This is a genomic window from Pseudomonas sp. GW456-E7 (genome assembly GCF_059424105.1).
The window spans coordinates 84,425-100,979 of sequence record NZ_JBWKZB010000012.1; the positions used below are offsets into that span (position 1 = coordinate 84,425).

13 protein-coding genes are annotated in these 16,555 nt (G+C 57.7%); 8 read left to right on the top strand and 5 right to left on the bottom strand.

From position 1 onward, the window contains the following. Window positions 1-72: 72 nt before the first annotated feature. Window positions 73-1,608: a sensor histidine kinase gene (locus AC07YV_RS10680; RefSeq protein ID WP_102700990.1), complete on the bottom strand. Its 1,536-nt coding sequence runs from the start codon at window positions 1,606-1,608 to the stop codon at window positions 73-75. Window positions 1,609-1,777: 169 nt separating this feature from the next. On the opposite strand from AC07YV_RS10680, the gene AC07YV_RS10685 reads away from it, so the two are divergent. Beyond that, window positions 1,778-2,506 carry a response regulator transcription factor gene (locus AC07YV_RS10685; protein ID WP_102700989.1) on the top strand — a complete coding sequence of 243 codons (729 nt, stop codon included), beginning with the start codon at window positions 1,778-1,780 and terminating at the stop codon, window positions 2,504-2,506. Window positions 2,507-2,747: 241 nt separating this feature from the next. Here the strand turns inward: AC07YV_RS10685 and gyrB are convergent, their stop codons facing one another. From gyrB to dnaA, 4 genes are read right to left on the bottom strand one after another with little or no spacing between them, the layout of a single operon-like run. Beyond that, window positions 2,748-5,165, bottom strand: coding sequence for a DNA topoisomerase (ATP-hydrolyzing) subunit B (gene gyrB / locus AC07YV_RS10690; RefSeq protein WP_102700988.1), 2,418 nt, complete (start codon window positions 5,163-5,165; stop codon window positions 2,748-2,750). Window positions 5,166-5,170: 5 nt separating this feature from the next. After that, window positions 5,171-6,274 carry a DNA replication/repair protein RecF gene (recF, locus tag AC07YV_RS10695; protein WP_007969883.1) on the bottom strand — a complete coding sequence of 368 codons (1,104 nt, stop codon included), beginning with the start codon at window positions 6,272-6,274 and terminating at the stop codon, window positions 5,171-5,173. A gap of 20 nt (window positions 6,275-6,294) precedes the next feature. Next, entirely contained in the window at window positions 6,295-7,398 is a 1,104-nt protein-coding gene (gene dnaN, locus AC07YV_RS10700) for a DNA polymerase III subunit beta (protein WP_007969885.1), read from the bottom strand. Between the two features lie 39 nt (window positions 7,399-7,437). Next, window positions 7,438-8,961 (bottom strand): chromosomal replication initiator protein DnaA, encoded by a 1,524-nt coding sequence (gene dnaA / locus AC07YV_RS10705; protein WP_102700987.1) that lies wholly within the window; start codon window positions 8,959-8,961, stop codon window positions 7,438-7,440. 566 nt (window positions 8,962-9,527) lie between these two features. On the opposite strand from dnaA, the gene rpmH reads away from it, so the two are divergent. From rpmH to rsmG, 7 genes are all read left to right on the top strand, one after another. Then, window positions 9,528-9,662, top strand: coding sequence for a 50S ribosomal protein L34 (gene rpmH / locus AC07YV_RS10710; RefSeq protein ID WP_003213577.1), 135 nt, complete (start codon window positions 9,528-9,530; stop codon window positions 9,660-9,662). Window positions 9,663-9,678: 16 nt separating this feature from the next. Then, window positions 9,679-10,080 (top strand): ribonuclease P protein component, encoded by a 402-nt coding sequence (rnpA, locus tag AC07YV_RS10715; protein ID WP_015097448.1) that lies wholly within the window; start codon window positions 9,679-9,681, stop codon window positions 10,078-10,080. Continuing rightward, complete coding sequence (gene yidD, locus AC07YV_RS10720) at window positions 10,073-10,318, top strand: membrane protein insertion efficiency factor YidD (protein ID WP_010207715.1); 246 nt, start codon at window positions 10,073-10,075, stop codon at window positions 10,316-10,318. Before rnpA ends, yidD begins: the two co-directional genes overlap by 8 nt. A gap of 2 nt (window positions 10,319-10,320) precedes the next feature. Further along, complete coding sequence (gene yidC / locus AC07YV_RS10725; RefSeq protein WP_102700986.1) at window positions 10,321-12,000, top strand: membrane protein insertase YidC; 1,680 nt, start codon at window positions 10,321-10,323, stop codon at window positions 11,998-12,000. A gap of 79 nt (window positions 12,001-12,079) precedes the next feature. Continuing rightward, window positions 12,080-13,450, top strand: a complete 1,371-nt coding sequence (gene mnmE, locus AC07YV_RS10730; RefSeq protein WP_102700985.1) for a tRNA uridine-5-carboxymethylaminomethyl(34) synthesis GTPase MnmE — start codon at window positions 12,080-12,082, stop codon at window positions 13,448-13,450. Between the two features lie 550 nt (window positions 13,451-14,000). After that, window positions 14,001-15,899, top strand: coding sequence for a tRNA uridine-5-carboxymethylaminomethyl(34) synthesis enzyme MnmG (mnmG, locus tag AC07YV_RS10735; protein WP_102701003.1), 1,899 nt, complete (start codon window positions 14,001-14,003; stop codon window positions 15,897-15,899). Continuing rightward, window positions 15,896-16,540 carry a 16S rRNA (guanine(527)-N(7))-methyltransferase RsmG gene (gene rsmG, locus AC07YV_RS10740; RefSeq protein ID WP_007969895.1) on the top strand — a complete coding sequence of 215 codons (645 nt, stop codon included), beginning with the start codon at window positions 15,896-15,898 and terminating at the stop codon, window positions 16,538-16,540. The genes mnmG and rsmG overlap by 4 nt, the downstream gene beginning before the upstream one ends. Window positions 16,541-16,555: the final 15 nt, after the last annotated feature.

The following is a 16,555-nucleotide window of genomic DNA, read 5'->3' on the forward strand; positions in this document are numbered from 1 at the left end:
TATAGCCGGTTTTTTTATGCCCGGAATAATCGCCGGCAGTCGACACGACGGAGCAACCTGGATCGTTCGCTTTCATTCCGTAAACAGCGGAAATTGCAGCCTGAATGTCGTCCCCAGGCCCACCTCGCTCTGACACTCGATTCGCCCGCCGTGCCGGTCCACAACGGCTTTGACCATCGACAATCCCAACCCCACGCCATCGATACCCTGGGCGGAAGAAAAGCGCCGGTATTGGCTGAACAGCTCAGGCAGCTCCTCAGCGGCAATGCCTTTGCCTTGATCGATGAGCTCACAAGTCAGCCAGCCGTCGAGTTGACTGACATGCAAACGGATACGCGTACCTGAAACACTGTACTTGATGGCATTTTCCAACAGATTGAACAACGCCCGGGTCAGCAGCGCCTGGTCCGCCAGAACCAGGCTTTCCTGTGCCTGCTCTTCCACTTGATGAACCAGTTCGATCTGCTTCAACTGCGCGATGGGCAGCGCCTGATCGAACACATCCAGCACCAGCATCGCAAACAGGCTCGGCTGAAACTGATAAGCCTCGGACTCGGCCCTCGCCAGTTGAACGAAGCCGTCAGTCAACTCCAGCGCCCGACGAACCTGTAGCTCGATTTGATCAAAGAGTGGTGAATCACCGCCTACTTGATGACGATGGACATCGAGCAACGCAAGGATGGCCGAGTGAGGCGCCCGCAGGTCGTGAGACAGGAACCGCAACAGCACCGCACGCTGTTGCTCCGCATCGCGCTCGACGCTCAAATCAGTCAGGTTCCATAGCCAACCGACCGGAGCCTCACCGTCCACCGGCAATAGCCCGGCGCGCTCCAGACGCAGGCTGCGCTCCTTGAAGTCACGAAACTCCAGCAGCGGCAGCGTCGATAAGGACGAATCCGGCTTGCGGCCCATGTCCGGATAACCGAGCTGTTCAAGTCGCTCCAGCACATCTGCGCCGACCAGATCCCCACCAAACAGATCACGGGCCTTGCGATTGCCGAGCAGAATCTTCCCCTGGGGATCACTGATCAACGTCGCCACCGGCAAGTATTCCAGACCATCGGCGATGAATCGGTGGGTATCGCGGGTCAGGCTCACGGCTTGTTCCAGCGCGATGATTTGTTTCTGCAAACGGTCGTCACCGGGATACCGGGCACGACGGCGCTCCGGAAACACTTTCGGCTCGCTGTCCAGCCGCGCCAATTCCCAACCGAAATAGGTCAGCACCACACTGAGACGCCGCCAGTTCCAGATCAGATAACCAAACAGCATCCCCAACAAGGCAGGCGTCGGCGACCACCACCAGCGCTTGAATTCCGCAAGGCCGGCACTGGTCATCAACGCACACGCCATCCCCGTGAGCGTCAACCAGAGCGCCAGCCGCGGACGCCATAACAACAGCCCGAGTACACCCGTCACCAGACCAAGGGAAAACAATGCGCTCAAGCCGGGGGAGGCATCGTTCAGGTTGATTTGCACGCGATAGGACAGCAGTGTCGTCAGCGGTAACAGTACAAGACTTATCCACAACCATTCGCGCACCAATTGCCGAAATAATCGTTGTACCTGGCTTGGCTCTCGGCTTTCACCGCGGCGTTGGTCAATCATGGCCAACGGGGCAGGGCGGGGTAAATGGTTTCATGGTTCCTGCGTCTGAGGCGTCGACTCAAAGAATCATAGCGGACGCCGCGACCAACGGCGGGCGGCTTGCTTTCACTGTGTCGGATGAGCCGCTATCGTCGATAAAGAGCTGCCAAGCAACAAGGAATCACCCTGTATGCGCGTTGCGATTCTGGACGATGAGCCCGCCGAACTGCGCCGGGTCGAACAAACCCTGCAACAGATGGCCGAGGCCGGAGAGCAGCCGTGGTCACTGCACAGCTTCGAACGGGCCGAAGACCTGTTGCGCCAACTGCGGCGGGAAACCTTCGACCTGCTGATCCTCGACTGGCAACTGCCCGACCTCTCGGGTTTGTCATTACTGCAATGGACCCGCGAACACCTGGAAGCGCCACCGGCGGCCATCATGCTCACCAGCCGCGACGGCGAAAGCGATATCGTTCAGGCCCTGAATGCTGGCGCCGACGACTACGTCAGCAAACCGTTCCGCCCCAATGAACTGAAAGCCCGTGTTGGCGCGGTCCTGCGCCGCCATGGCCAGCAGCGCATGGCCGCCGAAGGGTTGAGCTTCAATGACCTGGTGTTCGACGACGCCGAACTGACCATCACTCGCGACGGCAAACCGATCGTCATGACCGAACGCGAATACCGCCTGGCGCATTGCCTGTTCAGCAACCTCGGTCGACCGCTGTCGCGGGATTACCTGTACGAACGATTCTGGCCCCACGAAGAAATGTCCTCGTCCCGGCCGCTGGACACCCACATCTACCGCCTGCGCAACAAGCTTGGCCTGACAGCGGATCGCGGTTGGCAGTTGCTGACGATTTATGGGTACGGGTATCGGTTGGAGAGTGTGGCACCGGCGAGCGAGAGTCGCAGGCAATAAAAAAAGGTTCACAGATTACGAAATATCTGTAGGAGCTGCCGAAGGCTGCGATCTTTTGATCTTCAGACATCTCCAGATCGCAAAAGCAAGATCAAAAGATCGCAGCCTTCGGCAGCTCCTACAGGGGGAACGCGTGCACCACCAAACAACGAGGTCGAGCGTTAGCTCGCCTCGCGGTGCGTTGAACCAAAAAAAAAGGCCAATGCAGATGCATTGGCCTTTTCGTTGGCGTCGACCGGGATCAGAAGTCCAGGTTGGACACCGCCAGGGCGTTGCTCTCGATGAAGTCACGACGAGGTTCGACCGCATCACCCATCAGGGTGTTGAAGATCTGGTCCGCGCCAATGGCGTCTTCGATGGTCACTTTGAGCATGCGGCGCGAGCCCGGGTCCATGGTGGTTTCCCACAGCTGATCCGGGTTCATCTCGCCCAGTCCTTTGTATCGCTGGATGGTATGGCGCTTGGTGCTTTCGGCCATCAACCACTCAAGGGCTTCCTTGAACTCGGTGACCTGCTTCTTGCGCTCGCCACGCTGGATGTACGCGCCGTCGTCCAGCAAGGTGCTCAGTTGAGCGCCCAGGGAAACCACGGTCTTGTAGTCGTTGCTGCCGAAGAAGTCGCGGTTGAAGGTGACGTAGTTCGACAGGCCGTGGGAGATCAGTTCGACCTCTGGCAGCCAGACGTTACGCTCACGGTCTTCACGCAGGCTGGCCTTGTAGACCAGACCCGACTTCTCGACGGTGCGCAGACGCACTTCGTACTGGGCCAGCCAATCCTGCATCGCTGCGTGATCGGACAGTTGATCCATGCTGACCGCCGGCAGGTAGATGAAGTGCTCGGTCAGTTCCTGCGGGTACAGGCGCGACAGACGCTTGAGGGTCTTCATTACCAGACGGAAGTCGTTCACCAGACGCTCAAGGGCTTCGCCGGAGATACCCGGTGCTTCCTCGTTCAGGTGCAGGCTCGCATCTTCCAGGGCCGACTGCGTCATGTACTCTTCCAGGGCGTCGTCGTCTTTAATGTATTGCTCTTGCTTGCCTTTCTTCACTTTGTACAGAGGCGGCTGGGCGATGTAGATGTAGCCACGCTCGATCAGCTCCGGCAACTGACGGAAGAAGAAGGTCAGCAGCAGGGTACGGATGTGCGAACCGTCGACGTCAGCATCGGTCATGATGATGATGTTGTGATAGCGCAGCTTGTCGATGTTGTACTCTTCGCGACCGATGCCGCAGCCGAGCGCGGTGATCAAGGTGCCTACTTCCTGGGAAGAGATCATCTTGTCGAAGCGAGCCTTCTCGACGTTCAGGATCTTACCCTTGAGGGGCAGAATCGCCTGGGTCCTGCGGTTACGTCCCTGCTTGGCAGAGCCGCCCGCGGAGTCACCTTCCACGAGGTACAGTTCGGACAGGGCAGGGTCCTTTTCCTGGCAGTCCGCCAGTTTGCCCGGCAAGCCGGCGATGTCCAGCGCGCCTTTGCGACGGGTCATCTCGCGGGCCTTGCGCGCCGCTTCACGGGCACGAGCGGCGTCGATCATCTTGCCGACGACCAGCTTGGCTTCGTTCGGGTTTTCCAGCAGGAAGTCCGAGAAGTACTTGCCCATTTCCTGTTCGACCGCGGTCTTCACTTCCGAAGACACCAGCTTGTCTTTGGTCTGGGAGCTGAACTTCGGATCCGGTACCTTCACCGAAATGATCGCGGTCAGGCCTTCACGGGCATCGTCACCGGTAGTGGCGACCTTGTGCTTCTTCGCCAGGCCTTCTGCTTCGATGTAGGTGTTCAGGTTACGCGTCAGTGCGGAACGGAAACCCACCAGGTGAGTACCGCCGTCGCGCTGTGGAATGTTGTTGGTGAAGCACAACAGGTTCTCGTTGAAGCTGTCGTTCCACTGCAGGGCGATTTCCACGCCAATGCCGTCTTCACGCTGGATGTTGAAGTGGAACACCTGGTTGACCGGGGTCTTGTTGGTGTTCAGGTATTCAACGAACGCGCGCAGGCCGCCTTCGTACTTGAACAGCTCTTCCTTGCCGCTGCGCTCGTCCTTGAGGACGATGCCGACACCGGAGTTGAGGAAGGACAGTTCACGAATCCGCTTGGCCAGGATGTCCCAGCTGAAGTGGATGTTCTTGAAGGTTTCGCTGGAAGCCTTGAAGTGGATCTGCGTACCGGTGGTTTCGGAGTCGCCAACGATTTTCATCGGCTCTTGCGGAACACCGTGGACGTAAGTCTGTTCCCAGATCTTGCCACTACGGCGAACGGTCAGGACCAGCTCTTCCGACAGGGCGTTAACGACCGACACACCCACACCGTGCAGACCGCCGGAAACCTTATAGGAGTTGTCGTCGAATTTACCGCCGGCGTGCAGCACGGTCATGATGACCTCGGCTGCCGAAACGCCTTCTTCTTTGTGTACGTCTACCGGGATGCCACGGCCGTTGTCGCGAACGGTGATGGACTCATCCGGGTGGATGATGATGCTGATATCGTCGCAGTAGCCGGCGAGCGCTTCGTCGATCGAGTTATCGACCACCTCGAACACCATGTGGTGCAGACCGCTGCCATCGTCGGTATCACCAATGTACATACCGGGACGTTTGCGTACGGCATCCAGGCCTTTCAGCACTTTAATGCTCGTTGAGTCGTACGTATTTTCTTCGCTCAATGCCTTCACTCCCGATGGTCGTGGGTCTGGGTGATACGGCCCTGTTCCACGTGGAACAGAGCGACTGGCGTTTCCGTCTGCCAGCCTTCCCTCAATAATTCGTGATCTACACAGGTGATAAATACCTGGCAGCGTAAGTCTTCCAACAAGCGGCAAAGCGCGCGACGGTGGTGCTCGTCCAGTTCGGACGGCAAGTCATCCACCAGATAAATACACTGACCGCGTCGAGCCTGGCTGACCAGGTGCCCTTGGGCAATCCGCAATGCGCAAACCACCAACTTCTGCTGGCCACGGGACAAGATGTCCGCGGCGTTGTGTGCGCCCAGTCTGAGACGCAAATCAGCACGTTGTGGTCCGGCCTGGGTATGCCCCATTTGCTGGTCCCGCTGCAGAGACCCGGCGAGCACAGCACTCAGTTCACGGTCCTTGTCCCAGCCGCGGTAATAGCTGAGCGTCAAGCCTTCAAGCTCAACCAGTTCGCTCAAGGTTTGTTCAAAGACTGGTTTCAAGGCTTTGATATAAGCGCGGCGGTATTCATCAATTTCAGCGCTGGCCTGGCACAGTTCCCTGTCCCAAACCGCTTGCGAAACGGCGTCAAGTGTACCATGCCGCAGCCAAGAGTTTCTCTGGCGCAGGGCCTTCTGCAAGCGCTGCCAGGTTGACATGAAGCGCGGTTCCACGTGGAACACGCCCCAGTCGAGAAACTGCCGGCGAATCTTCGGCGCGCCTTCCAGCAATCGAAAGCTGTCAGGATTGATCAGTTGCAGTGGCAGGATCTCGGCCAGTTGCGCGGCGCTACGGGCGTTCTGCCCATCGATACGGATCTGGAATTCGCCTTGGCGATCCCGCGAAATGCCCAAGGCGCTGTGCCCACCCTCTGCCAGTTCAACCTGGCCAAAGACCGTGCACGCCAGTTGCTCGTACTGAATGACCGGCAACAGTCGGGTGCTGCGAAACGAACGGGCAAGCCCCAGCAGATGGATGGCTTCCAGAACACTGGTTTTGCCGCTGCCGTTGGCGCCGTAAAGGATATTGATTCGGGGGGAGGGGGAGAAGGTCACCGGGTGCAGATTGCGCACCGCGGTGACCGAGACGCGACTTAAGGACATCTAGCTTCTGCTGGGCATGATTACAGACGCATCGGCATGACAACGTAGGCCGAGTCGTCGTTATCCGATTCCTGCACCAGCGCACTGCTGTTGGAGTCGGACAGGATCAGACGAACCTGCTCGGTGGTCATCACGCCCAGCACGTCGAGCAGGTAGCTCACGTTGAAGCCGATTTCCAGGGAGCCACCGTTGTATTCAACGCCCACTTCTTCTTCCGCTTCTTCCTGCTCCGGGTTGTTCGCCTGGATCTTCAGCTGACCGCTGGCCAGTTGCAGACGGATACCACGGTACTTCTCGTTGGACAGGATCGCGGTACGGCTGAACGCTTCGCGCAGCGCCTGGCGATCGCCCAGTACCAGCTTGTCGCCGCCTTTTGGCAGAACGCGTTCGTAGTCCGGGAATTTGCCGTCGACCAATTTCGAGGTGAAGGTGAATTCACCGGTGGTGGCGCGGATGTGGTGCTGACCCAGAACGATGCTGACATTGCCATCCGGCTCGGTGAGCAGGCGTGCCAGTTCGAGAATACCTTTGCGCGGGACGATGACCTGGTGACGATCCGGTTGGCCGATGTCGGCCTGCATCGAGCACATGGCCAGGCGGTGACCGTCGGTAGCCACGGCGCGGATCACACCCGCGGAAACTTCCAGCAGCATGCCGTTGAGGTAATAACGCACGTCCTGCTGGGCCATGGCGAAGCTGGTGCGCTCAATCAGACGGCGCAGTTTGCTTTGCTCCAGGCTGCAGGTCAGCGAGCCCGGGCCTTCTTCCACGGTAGGGAAGTCGTTGGCCGGCAGCGTCGACAGGGTGAAGCGGCTACGGCCGGCCTTGACCACAAGCTTCTGCTCATCGACCTTGATGTCGATCAGCGCATCGTTTGGCAGGCTCTTGCAGATGTCCATCAGCTTGCGCGCAGGTACGGTGATGGAACCCGGATCCGCCGGCTCTTCGAGTTGGACACGACCGACCAGCTCGACTTCCAGGTCGGTACCGGTCAGCGACAATTGCTGGCCTTCGACAACCAGCAGCACGTTGGAGAGCACCGGCAAGGTCTGGCGGCGTTCGACGACGCCTGCGACCAGTTGCAGGGGTTTCAACAGGGCTTCGCGTTGAATGGTGAAATGCATGGTCTAGTCCCTTGCCTTAATTAGCTGCGCTGGTGTTCATCAAGTGGTCAGTGTACGCAGCAGGTTCTTGTAGTCCTCGCGGATGTCCGCGTCGGATTCCTTAAGTTCGTTGATCTTGCGGCAGGCGTGCAAAACAGTCGTATGGTCGCGGCCGCCAAACACGTCGCCGATTTCCGGCAGGCTGTGGTTAGTCAACTCTTTGGACAAGGCCATTGCAACCTGACGCGGACGTGCGACCGAGCGAGAACGACGCTTGGACAGCAAGTCGGAGATCTTGATCTTGTAGTACTCGGCGACGGTGCGCTGAATGTTATCCACAGAGACCAGTTTATCCTGCAACGCCAACAAGTCCTTCAGGGATTCGCGAATCAGCTCGATGGTGATATCGCGACCCATGAAGTGCGAGTGGGCGATCACGCGTTTGAGCGCGCCTTCCAGCTCACGGACGTTGGAGCGAATACGCTGGGCAATGAAGAACGCGGCGTCATGCGGCAGCTCGACTTTGGCCTGATCGGCCTTTTTCATCAGAATCGCCACGCGGGTTTCCAGCTCCGGTGGCTCGACCGCTACGGTCAGGCCCCAGCCAAAGCGGGATTTGAGGCGTTCTTCAAGGCCTTCGATTTCCTTCGGGTAGCGGTCACTGGTGAGAATGACCTGCTGGCCACCTTCGAGCAGGGCGTTGAAGGTGTGGAAAAACTCTTCCTGGGAACGCTCTTTACGGGCGAAGAACTGAATGTCATCGATCAGCAATGCATCCACCGAACGGTAGAAGCGTTTGAACTCGTTGATCGCGTTCAGTTGCAGGGCCTTGACCATGTCCGCCACGAAACGCTCGGAATGCAGGTACACCACCTTGGCATTCGGGTTCTTCTTTAATAGATGGTTACCCACAGCGTGCATCAAGTGGGTTTTACCCAGGCCGACGCCACCATAAAGGAAGAGCGGGTTGTAACCGTGCTTGGGGTTGTCAGCCACCTGCCAGGCGGCGGCGCGCGCCAACTGGTTGGATTTACCTTCAACGAAATTCTCGAAGGTAAAGGTACGGTTCAGGTAACTGGTGTGCTTGAGCGCACCTTCGACCTGCACGGTACGTTGCTCGGCGCGAACCGGGGCCTGTTGCGAACTGGCGCCGGCCATCGGGTCGAAGCTGTCGCGGGAAGGTTCTTCCTCGGTGACCTCGGCCATTTTCTGCGTGGCGCGCTTGGTCGAAGCCGCAGCAGGTGCTGGCGGCGGCGGACTGGCGGGTGTTTGAGCAGCCTGGGCCTGGGAAGCAGCGGCTGCCAGGGGAGCATTTGGCGCGGCACGCGGTGCCGAACTGCGTTTGCTGCCTATTAATAAGGAAAGCGCAGGCGCCATGCCATTGCCGTGCTCATCGAGCAATTCGAGAACACGCCCCAGGTACTTTTCGTTGACCCAGTCCAGAACAAAACGATTGGGTGCATAGACACGCAACTCGTCGCCTTCGGCTTCGACCTGTAGTGGACGGATCCAAGTGTTGAATTGTTGGGCAGGCAGCTCATCGCGCAGAAGCTCCACGCACTGCTGCCAAAGTTCCACTGACACGGATATCCCCTAAGTTGAAAGCCGGTGAGGCAAAAACAAGCGGCCATTGTAGCGACCAGACGCCGACTTATCCACACGAAGGTGGTTCATCGACCAAGAAGAATCGCCGTTTCATACGCAAAAAAGACGACCAGTGGTCTGTGCATAAGCTCTGTGGATAACCGGGGTTAAGGTCATTGCACAAGTGGGAGCGAAACTCGGTGGATAACCGGCCTGTGGATAAACCGGCATTCCACACACAGGTTATCCGACAGCGCAGCACAGGCTGAACACGGTTTTCCACCGTAGTTGTCATTCTCTGTACAGCAGGTAAAACAAGGGCTAAAGGTACTTATCCACAGAAGGGTGCAGGCCTAGCTTTTATAAGCTTTACAGAAAAGCTTTAAATACTTTCCTTTCTTATTTTTATATTTACCGGCGGTTCGTTCAGCGCAAAACGCCTGGAGATCTATTTATAAGGAAACGCTGGTTGGAAATTGACCTGAAGGCTTGCTTTCTCTAGAATCCCCGGTCTCTTAAAACGGGGGCCATTCCGGCCCGTTGTGGACGAACCAGGTAACACGACAATGAAACGTACTTTCCAACCAAGCACTATCAAACGCGCTCGTACCCACGGTTTCCGTGCTCGCATGGCTACCAAGAACGGTCGTGCCGTACTGTCGCGTCGTCGCGCCAAAGGTCGTGCGCGTCTGGCAGTTTGATAAGCCGGCACTGGAGGTGAGTCAGGACTTCAGTCGGGAAAAGCGTCTGCTTACTCCCCGGCATTTCAAGGCAGTCTTTGACTCCCCTACCGGCAAGGTTCCGGGGAAAAATCTCCTGCTCCTTGCGCGCAACAACGATCTTGATCACCCCCGTCTCGGGTTGGTTATCGGGAAAAAGAGCGTAAAGCTCTCCGTCGAGCGCAATCGCCTCAAACGTCTGATGCGCGAATCGTTTCGCCTGAACCAGGATTCACTGGTCGGTTGGGACATTGTTATCGTCGCGCGCAAAGGTTTGGGTGACGTAGAAAACCCCGAATTGATTCAGCATTTCGGCAAACTCTGGAAACGCCTGGCTCGCAGTTCGCCGGTACCAGCAGTCAAAACCGAAACTGTAGGGGTAGACAGTCCAGATGCGTAAACTGGCACTCGTTCCGATCCAGTTTTATCGCTATGCCATTAGTCCCCTGATGGCCAGTCACTGTCGTTTCTACCCCAGTTGTTCCTGCTACGCGTTAGAAGCCATCGAAAATCATGGCCTTCTTCGCGGTGGCTGGCTGACCTTTCGTCGTTTAGGTCGCTGTCATCCGTGGAATCCCGGTGGTTATGACCCGGTTCCACCTATCCCTACCTCCCGTTCTTCTTCGATGGCCGAGTAATCATGGATATCAAACGCACGATCCTGATCGTCGCCCTGGCAATCGTGTCCTACGTTATGGTTCTTAAATGGAACCAGGACTATGGCCAGGCTGCCCTGCCGACTCAGAATGTTGCCACCAATACGACTGCATCGGGCCTGCCGGATACGGCATCTGGCTCCAACGCTTCCGCCAGTGACGACATTCCACGTGCTGCTAGCGACACCAGCGCACCTGCCGAAACACCGGTGGCTGTGAGCAAGGACCTCATCCAGATCAAAACGGATGTACTGGACCTGGCTATCGACCCACAAGGTGGTGATGTTGCCCAGCTGACCCTGCCGCTGTATCCGCGTCGTCAGGATCACCCGGAAATTCCGTTCCAGCTGTTCGATAACGGCGGCGAACGTACTTATCTGGCCCAAAGCGGTCTGATCGGCACCAACGGTCCGGATGCAAATCCGGCCGGTCGTCCGGTTTATTCCTCGGAGAAGAAGGTTTATCAACTGGCTGACGGTCAGGACCAATTGGTCGTGGACCTGAAGTTCAGCAAGGACGGCGTCAACTACATCAAGCGTTTCACCCTGAAACGCGGCCAGTATGACGTAACCGTTTCCTACCTGATCGACAACCAGAGCGCCCAGCCTTGGACCGGTGCGATGTTCGCCCAGTTGAAGCGTGACGCCAGCGCCGATCCTTCGTCGACCACGGCCACCGGCACCGCGACTTACCTGGGCGCCGCCCTGTGGACAAGTTCGGAGCCGTACAAGAAAGTGTCCATGAAAGATATGGACAAGGCGCCGGTGAAAGAAACCGTCACTGGCGGTTGGGTTGCCTGGTTGCAACACTACTTCGTGACCGCGTGGATTCCGGCCAAGGGCGAAAACAACGTCGTCCAGACCCGTAAAGACAGCAAAGGCAACTACATCATCGGCTACACCGGCCCATCGATGAGTGTTGCCCCGGGCGCCAAGGCCGAGACCAGCGCTGTGCTGTACGCCGGCCCGAAAAGCCAGGCCGTGCTGAAAGAGTTGTCCCCAGGCCTGGAACTGACCGTCGACTACGGCATTCTGTGGTTCATCGCCCAACCGATCTTCTGGTTGCTGCAACACATCCACGCCATTGTGGGTAACTGGGGCTGGTCGATCATATTCCTGACCATGCTGATCAAAGGGATCTTCTTCCCGCTGTCGGCTGCCAGCTACAAATCCATGGCGCGCATGCGTGCAGTGGCACCGAAACTGGCCGCGCTGAAAGAGCAACATGGCGATGACCGGCAGAAAATGTCGCAAGCCATGATGGAGCTGTACAAGAAAGAGAAGATCAATCCGCTGGGTGGTTGCTTGCCAATCCTCGTGCAGATGCCGGTTTTCCTCTCGCTGTACTGGGTTCTGCTGGAAAGCGTTGAAATGCGCCAGGCACCGTTCATGCTGTGGATTACTGACCTGTCGATCAAGGATCCGTTCTTCATTCTGCCGATCATCATGGGTGCAACCATGTTCATCCAGCAGCAGCTGAACCCGACGCCTCCGGATCCGATGCAGGCCAAGGTGATGAAGCTGATGCCAATCATCTTCACCTTCTTCTTCCTGTGGTTCCCGGCGGGTCTGGTGCTGTACTGGGTAGTGAACAACTGCCTGTCGATCGCCCAACAGTGGTACATCACACGTAAGATCGAAGCGGCCGCCAAAGCAGCTGCCTGATTTACACTGTGGATAACCACTCAAGACGCCCCCTAGTGGGGCGTTTTGCTATCTGTCACTTTTGTCTGGATTCCGGTTTATGAGCGTTCCTCGTGAAACCATCGCCGCCGTCGCCACCGCTCAAGGTCGTGGCGGTGTAGGCATCGTGCGTATTTCCGGGCCGTTGGCCAGTGTTGCGGCCAAGGCTTTCAGTGGTCGCGAGCTCAAGCCGCGATTTGCCCACTACGGTCCGTTTTTTGGTGAACACGACGAGGTGCTGGACCAGGGCATCGCGCTGTATTTTCCGGGGCCAAACTCGTTTACCGGCGAGGATGTGCTGGAACTCCAGGGGCATGGTGGCCCGATCGTTCTGGATATGTTGCTCAAGCGCTGCCTGGAACTGGGTTGCCGGCTCGCCCGGCCGGGGGAATTCAGCGAGCGCGCGTTTCTCAACGACAAGCTTGACCTGGCCCAGGCCGAGGCCATTGCCGACCTGATTGAAGCCAGTTCTGCCCAGGCTGCGCGAAACGCGTTGCGCTCCCTGCAGGGTGCTTTCTCGTCACGTGTGCATAATCTCACCGAGCAACTGATCGGCCTGCGCATCTATGTCGAGGCGGCCATCGATTTCCCGGAAGAGGAAATCGACTTCCTCGCCGATGGCCATGTCCTGAGCATGCTCGACAAAGTCCGCGACGAGTTATCCACTGTCATGCGCGAAGCCGGGCAGGGTGCCTTGCTGCGTGACGGCATGACCGTGGTCATTGCCGGTCGTCCGAATGCCGGTAAATCCAGCCTGCTCAATGCACTGGCCGGGCGCGAAGCGGCGATCGTGACCGAAATTGCCGGCACTACCCGTGACGTACTGCGTGAACATATCCACATTGATGGCATGCCGCTGCATGTGGTGGATACCGCCGGTCTGCGCGATACCGATGACCATGTGGAAAAAATCGGCGTCGAACGTGCCCTGAAAGCCATCGGTGAAGCGGATCGGGTACTGCTGGTGGTCGATGCCACGGCACCGGAAGCCCTCGATCCGTTCGCACTATGGCCGGAATTTCTCGAAACCCGTCCCGATCCCGCGAAAGTAACCCTGATCCGCAACAAGGCCGACCTTACGGGCGAAGCCATTGCCCTGGAGATCAGCGACGACGGCCACGTCACCATCAGCCTGAGCGCCAGGTCCGGAGGTGTCGGTCTGGAGCTGCTGCGTGATCACCTCAAGGCCTGCATGGGCTACGAGCAAACGTCCGAAAGCAGCTTCAGTGCTCGCCGGCGCCACTTGGAGGCGCTACGTCATGCCAGTACTGCCCTCGAGCATGGTCGTGCCCAATTGACCCTGGCTGGCGCTGGCGAGTTGTTGGCCGAGGATCTGCGCCAGGCTCAGCAGTCGCTGGGAGAAATCACCGGCGCCTTCAGCTCTGACGACCTGTTGGGGCGAATTTTCTCCAGCTTCTGTATCGGCAAGTAGCCCTCCTGTTATTCACAGACAGGCCGTTCGTGCCTGTCTGCTCTCTCTTTTCCTGAATAAACCCTCCAGTGCCGAGCGGACTTTGTCTGCTTGAGCGAAATTCTCGTGCCTGAATTTCGGGCAAACAACGATTTTCTGTGGATTAAGCCCTGTGAATAACCGCCGCTAAGGTCAGTTGATAACAGGGCCCGAAAACTGAACATAACCGCCTCTGTGGATAACCACCCCTTTCATCCACAGGCTTACACCGGTTATCCAAGGGCCTCATTGGCACATGAACACAGGGTTTTGAATCGCTGTACATATTGAAAATTAAGGGCTGTAGAGATCTATCCACAGAAAGGCAGGTGCATAGAAATAAACATAAAAACAAAGATTTAATAAATTTCTCTCTTTTTAATTTCTATAACTCCGACTTTTCCACAGCTGGTTAAATTTTGTGCAAAGGGTTCTTTAGGAAGGGCGAAGTCCCTATACTTGTCGACCAGGTCCGAAAACCTGAGCTCAAACTATTCCTGAATTACCTACTTAAGCAGGCACGAGGTGCGTGGTGGATTTCCCTTCCCGTTTTGAAGTGATCGTCATCGGCGGCGGTCATGCCGGTACCGAGGCAGCACTGGCCTCAGCACGTATGGGGGTGAAAACCCTGTTGCTGACGCATAACGTGGAAACCCTCGGTGCCATGAGTTGCAACCCGGCCATTGGCGGGATCGGCAAAAGCCACCTGGTCAAGGAAATCGACGCCCTCGGCGGCGCGATGGCCATGGCCACCGATAAAGGCGGCATCCAGTTTCGCGTGTTGAACAGCCGCAAAGGCCCGGCCGTGCGTGCAACCCGTGCACAGGCCGACCGGATTCTGTACAAGGCCGCTGTCCGCGAAATCCTGGAAAACCAGCCGAACCTGTGGATATTTCAACAGGCCGCTGATGACCTGATCGTCGAGCAGGAACAAGTGCGCGGCGTAGTGACCCAGATGGGCCTGCGTTTCCTCGCCGACTCGGTGGTTTTGACCACTGGCACCTTCCTCGGTGGACTTATCCACATTGGATTGCAGAATTTCTCCGGCGGCCGTGCCGGTGATCCACCGTCGATTGCTTTGGCTCACCGTCTACGTGAATTGCCTTTGCGGGTCGGTCGCCTGAAGACCGGTACGCCGCCGCGTATCGACGCCCGTTCCGTGGATTTCTCGGTGATGACCGAGCAGGCCGGCGATACGCCGATCCCGGTGATGTCGTTCATGGGTTCCAAAGAGCAGCATCCACGTCAGATCAGTTGCTGGATTACCCACACCAACGCCCGTACCCACGAAATCATCGCGGCCAACCTCGACCGTTCGCCGATGTATTCCGATGCAGGCGAGATCGAAGGCATCGGCCCGCGTTACTGCCCGTCGATCGAAGACAAGATTCATCGCTTTGCCGACAAGGAAAGCCACCAGGTCTTCATCGAACCGGAAGGTTTGACCACGAACGAGCTGTACCCGAACGGGATATCCACATCCTTGCCGTTCGATGTGCAATTGCAGATCGTGCAATCGATCCGCGGCATGGAAAACGCACACATCGTGCGCCCGGGCTACGCCATCGAGTACGACTACTTCGATCCGCGCGACCTGAAGTACAGCCTGGAAACCAAAGTGATCGGCGGCCTGTTCTTCGCCGGGCAAATCAACGGCACGACCGGTTACGAAGAAGCCGGCGCCCAGGGTTTGCTCGCCGGAACCAACGCCGCACTGCGCGCGCAAGGCAAAGACGCCTGGTGCCCGCGTCGCGACGAGGCCTATATCGGTGTGTTGGTCGACGACCTGATTACCCTCGGCACCCAAGAGCCGTACCGGATGTTCACCTCCCGCGCCGAATACCGTTTGATCCTGCGCGAAGACAACGCTGACCTGCGCCTGACCGAAAAAGGTCGCGAACTGGGCCTGGTGGACGACGCGCGTTGGGCGGCTTTCTGCAAAAAACGCGAAAGCATCGAACTGGAAGAGCAGCGCCTGAAAAGCACCTGGGTTCGCCCGGGCACTGAACAGGGCGATGCGATTGCCGAAAAATTCGGCACGCCGCTGACCCACGAATACAACCTGCTGAATCTCTTGAGCCGTCCGGAAATCGACTACGCTGGTCTGATCGCCGTGACCGGTGGCGGTGCAGAAGATCCACAAGTCGCCGAACAGGTCGAAATCAAGACCAAGTACGCCGGCTACATCGATCGTCAACAGGATGAAATCGCCCGCCTGCGCGCCAGCGAAGACACCAAACTGCCTGTGGATATCGATTACACGAATATTTCCGGACTCTCCAAAGAGATCCAGAGCAAGCTCGGTGCGACCCGCCCTGAAACCTTGGGCCAGGCCTCGCGTATCCCGGGCGTAACGCCGGCAGCCATTTCGCTGTTGATGATTCATTTGAAAAAACGCGGCGCGGGCCGTCAGTTGGAGCAAAGCGCTTGAGTTCGTTGGTCACTTCGCAACATGCAGAAGAGTTATCCACAGGTGCCCGCCAGCTTGGCGTCACGCTGACAGAAACCCAGCACGCGCAACTGCTGGGTTATCTGGCCCTGTTGATCAAATGGAACAAGGCTTACAACCTCACCGCCGTGCGTGATCCGGACGAAATGGTCTCCCGTCACCTGCTCGACAGTCTGAGCGTGATGTCATTCATCGAAAACGGACGCTGGCTCGACGTCGGCAGTGGCGGCGGCATGCCCGGCATTCCGCTGGCTATCCTGTTTCCCGAGTCCCAGGTGACTTGCCTGGACAGCAACGGCAAGAAAACCCGCTTCCTGACCCAGGTCAAACTCGAGCTCAAACTGGATAACCTGCAAGTTATCCACAGTCGCGTCGAAGCGTTCCAGCCTGCCCAACCCTTCAACGGGATCATTTCCCGGGCGTTCAGCAGCATGGAAAACTTCAGCAACTGGACTCGCCACCTCGGCGATAGCGAAACACGCTGGCTGGCAATGAAGGGCGTTCATCCGGCCGATGAGCTGGTAGCATTGCCGGCAGACTTCCACCTCGATAGCGAACACGCCCTGGCCGTACCTGGTTGCCAAGGCCAACGCCATCTGCTGATACTGCGCCGCACGGCATGATTGGGAACACAAGCA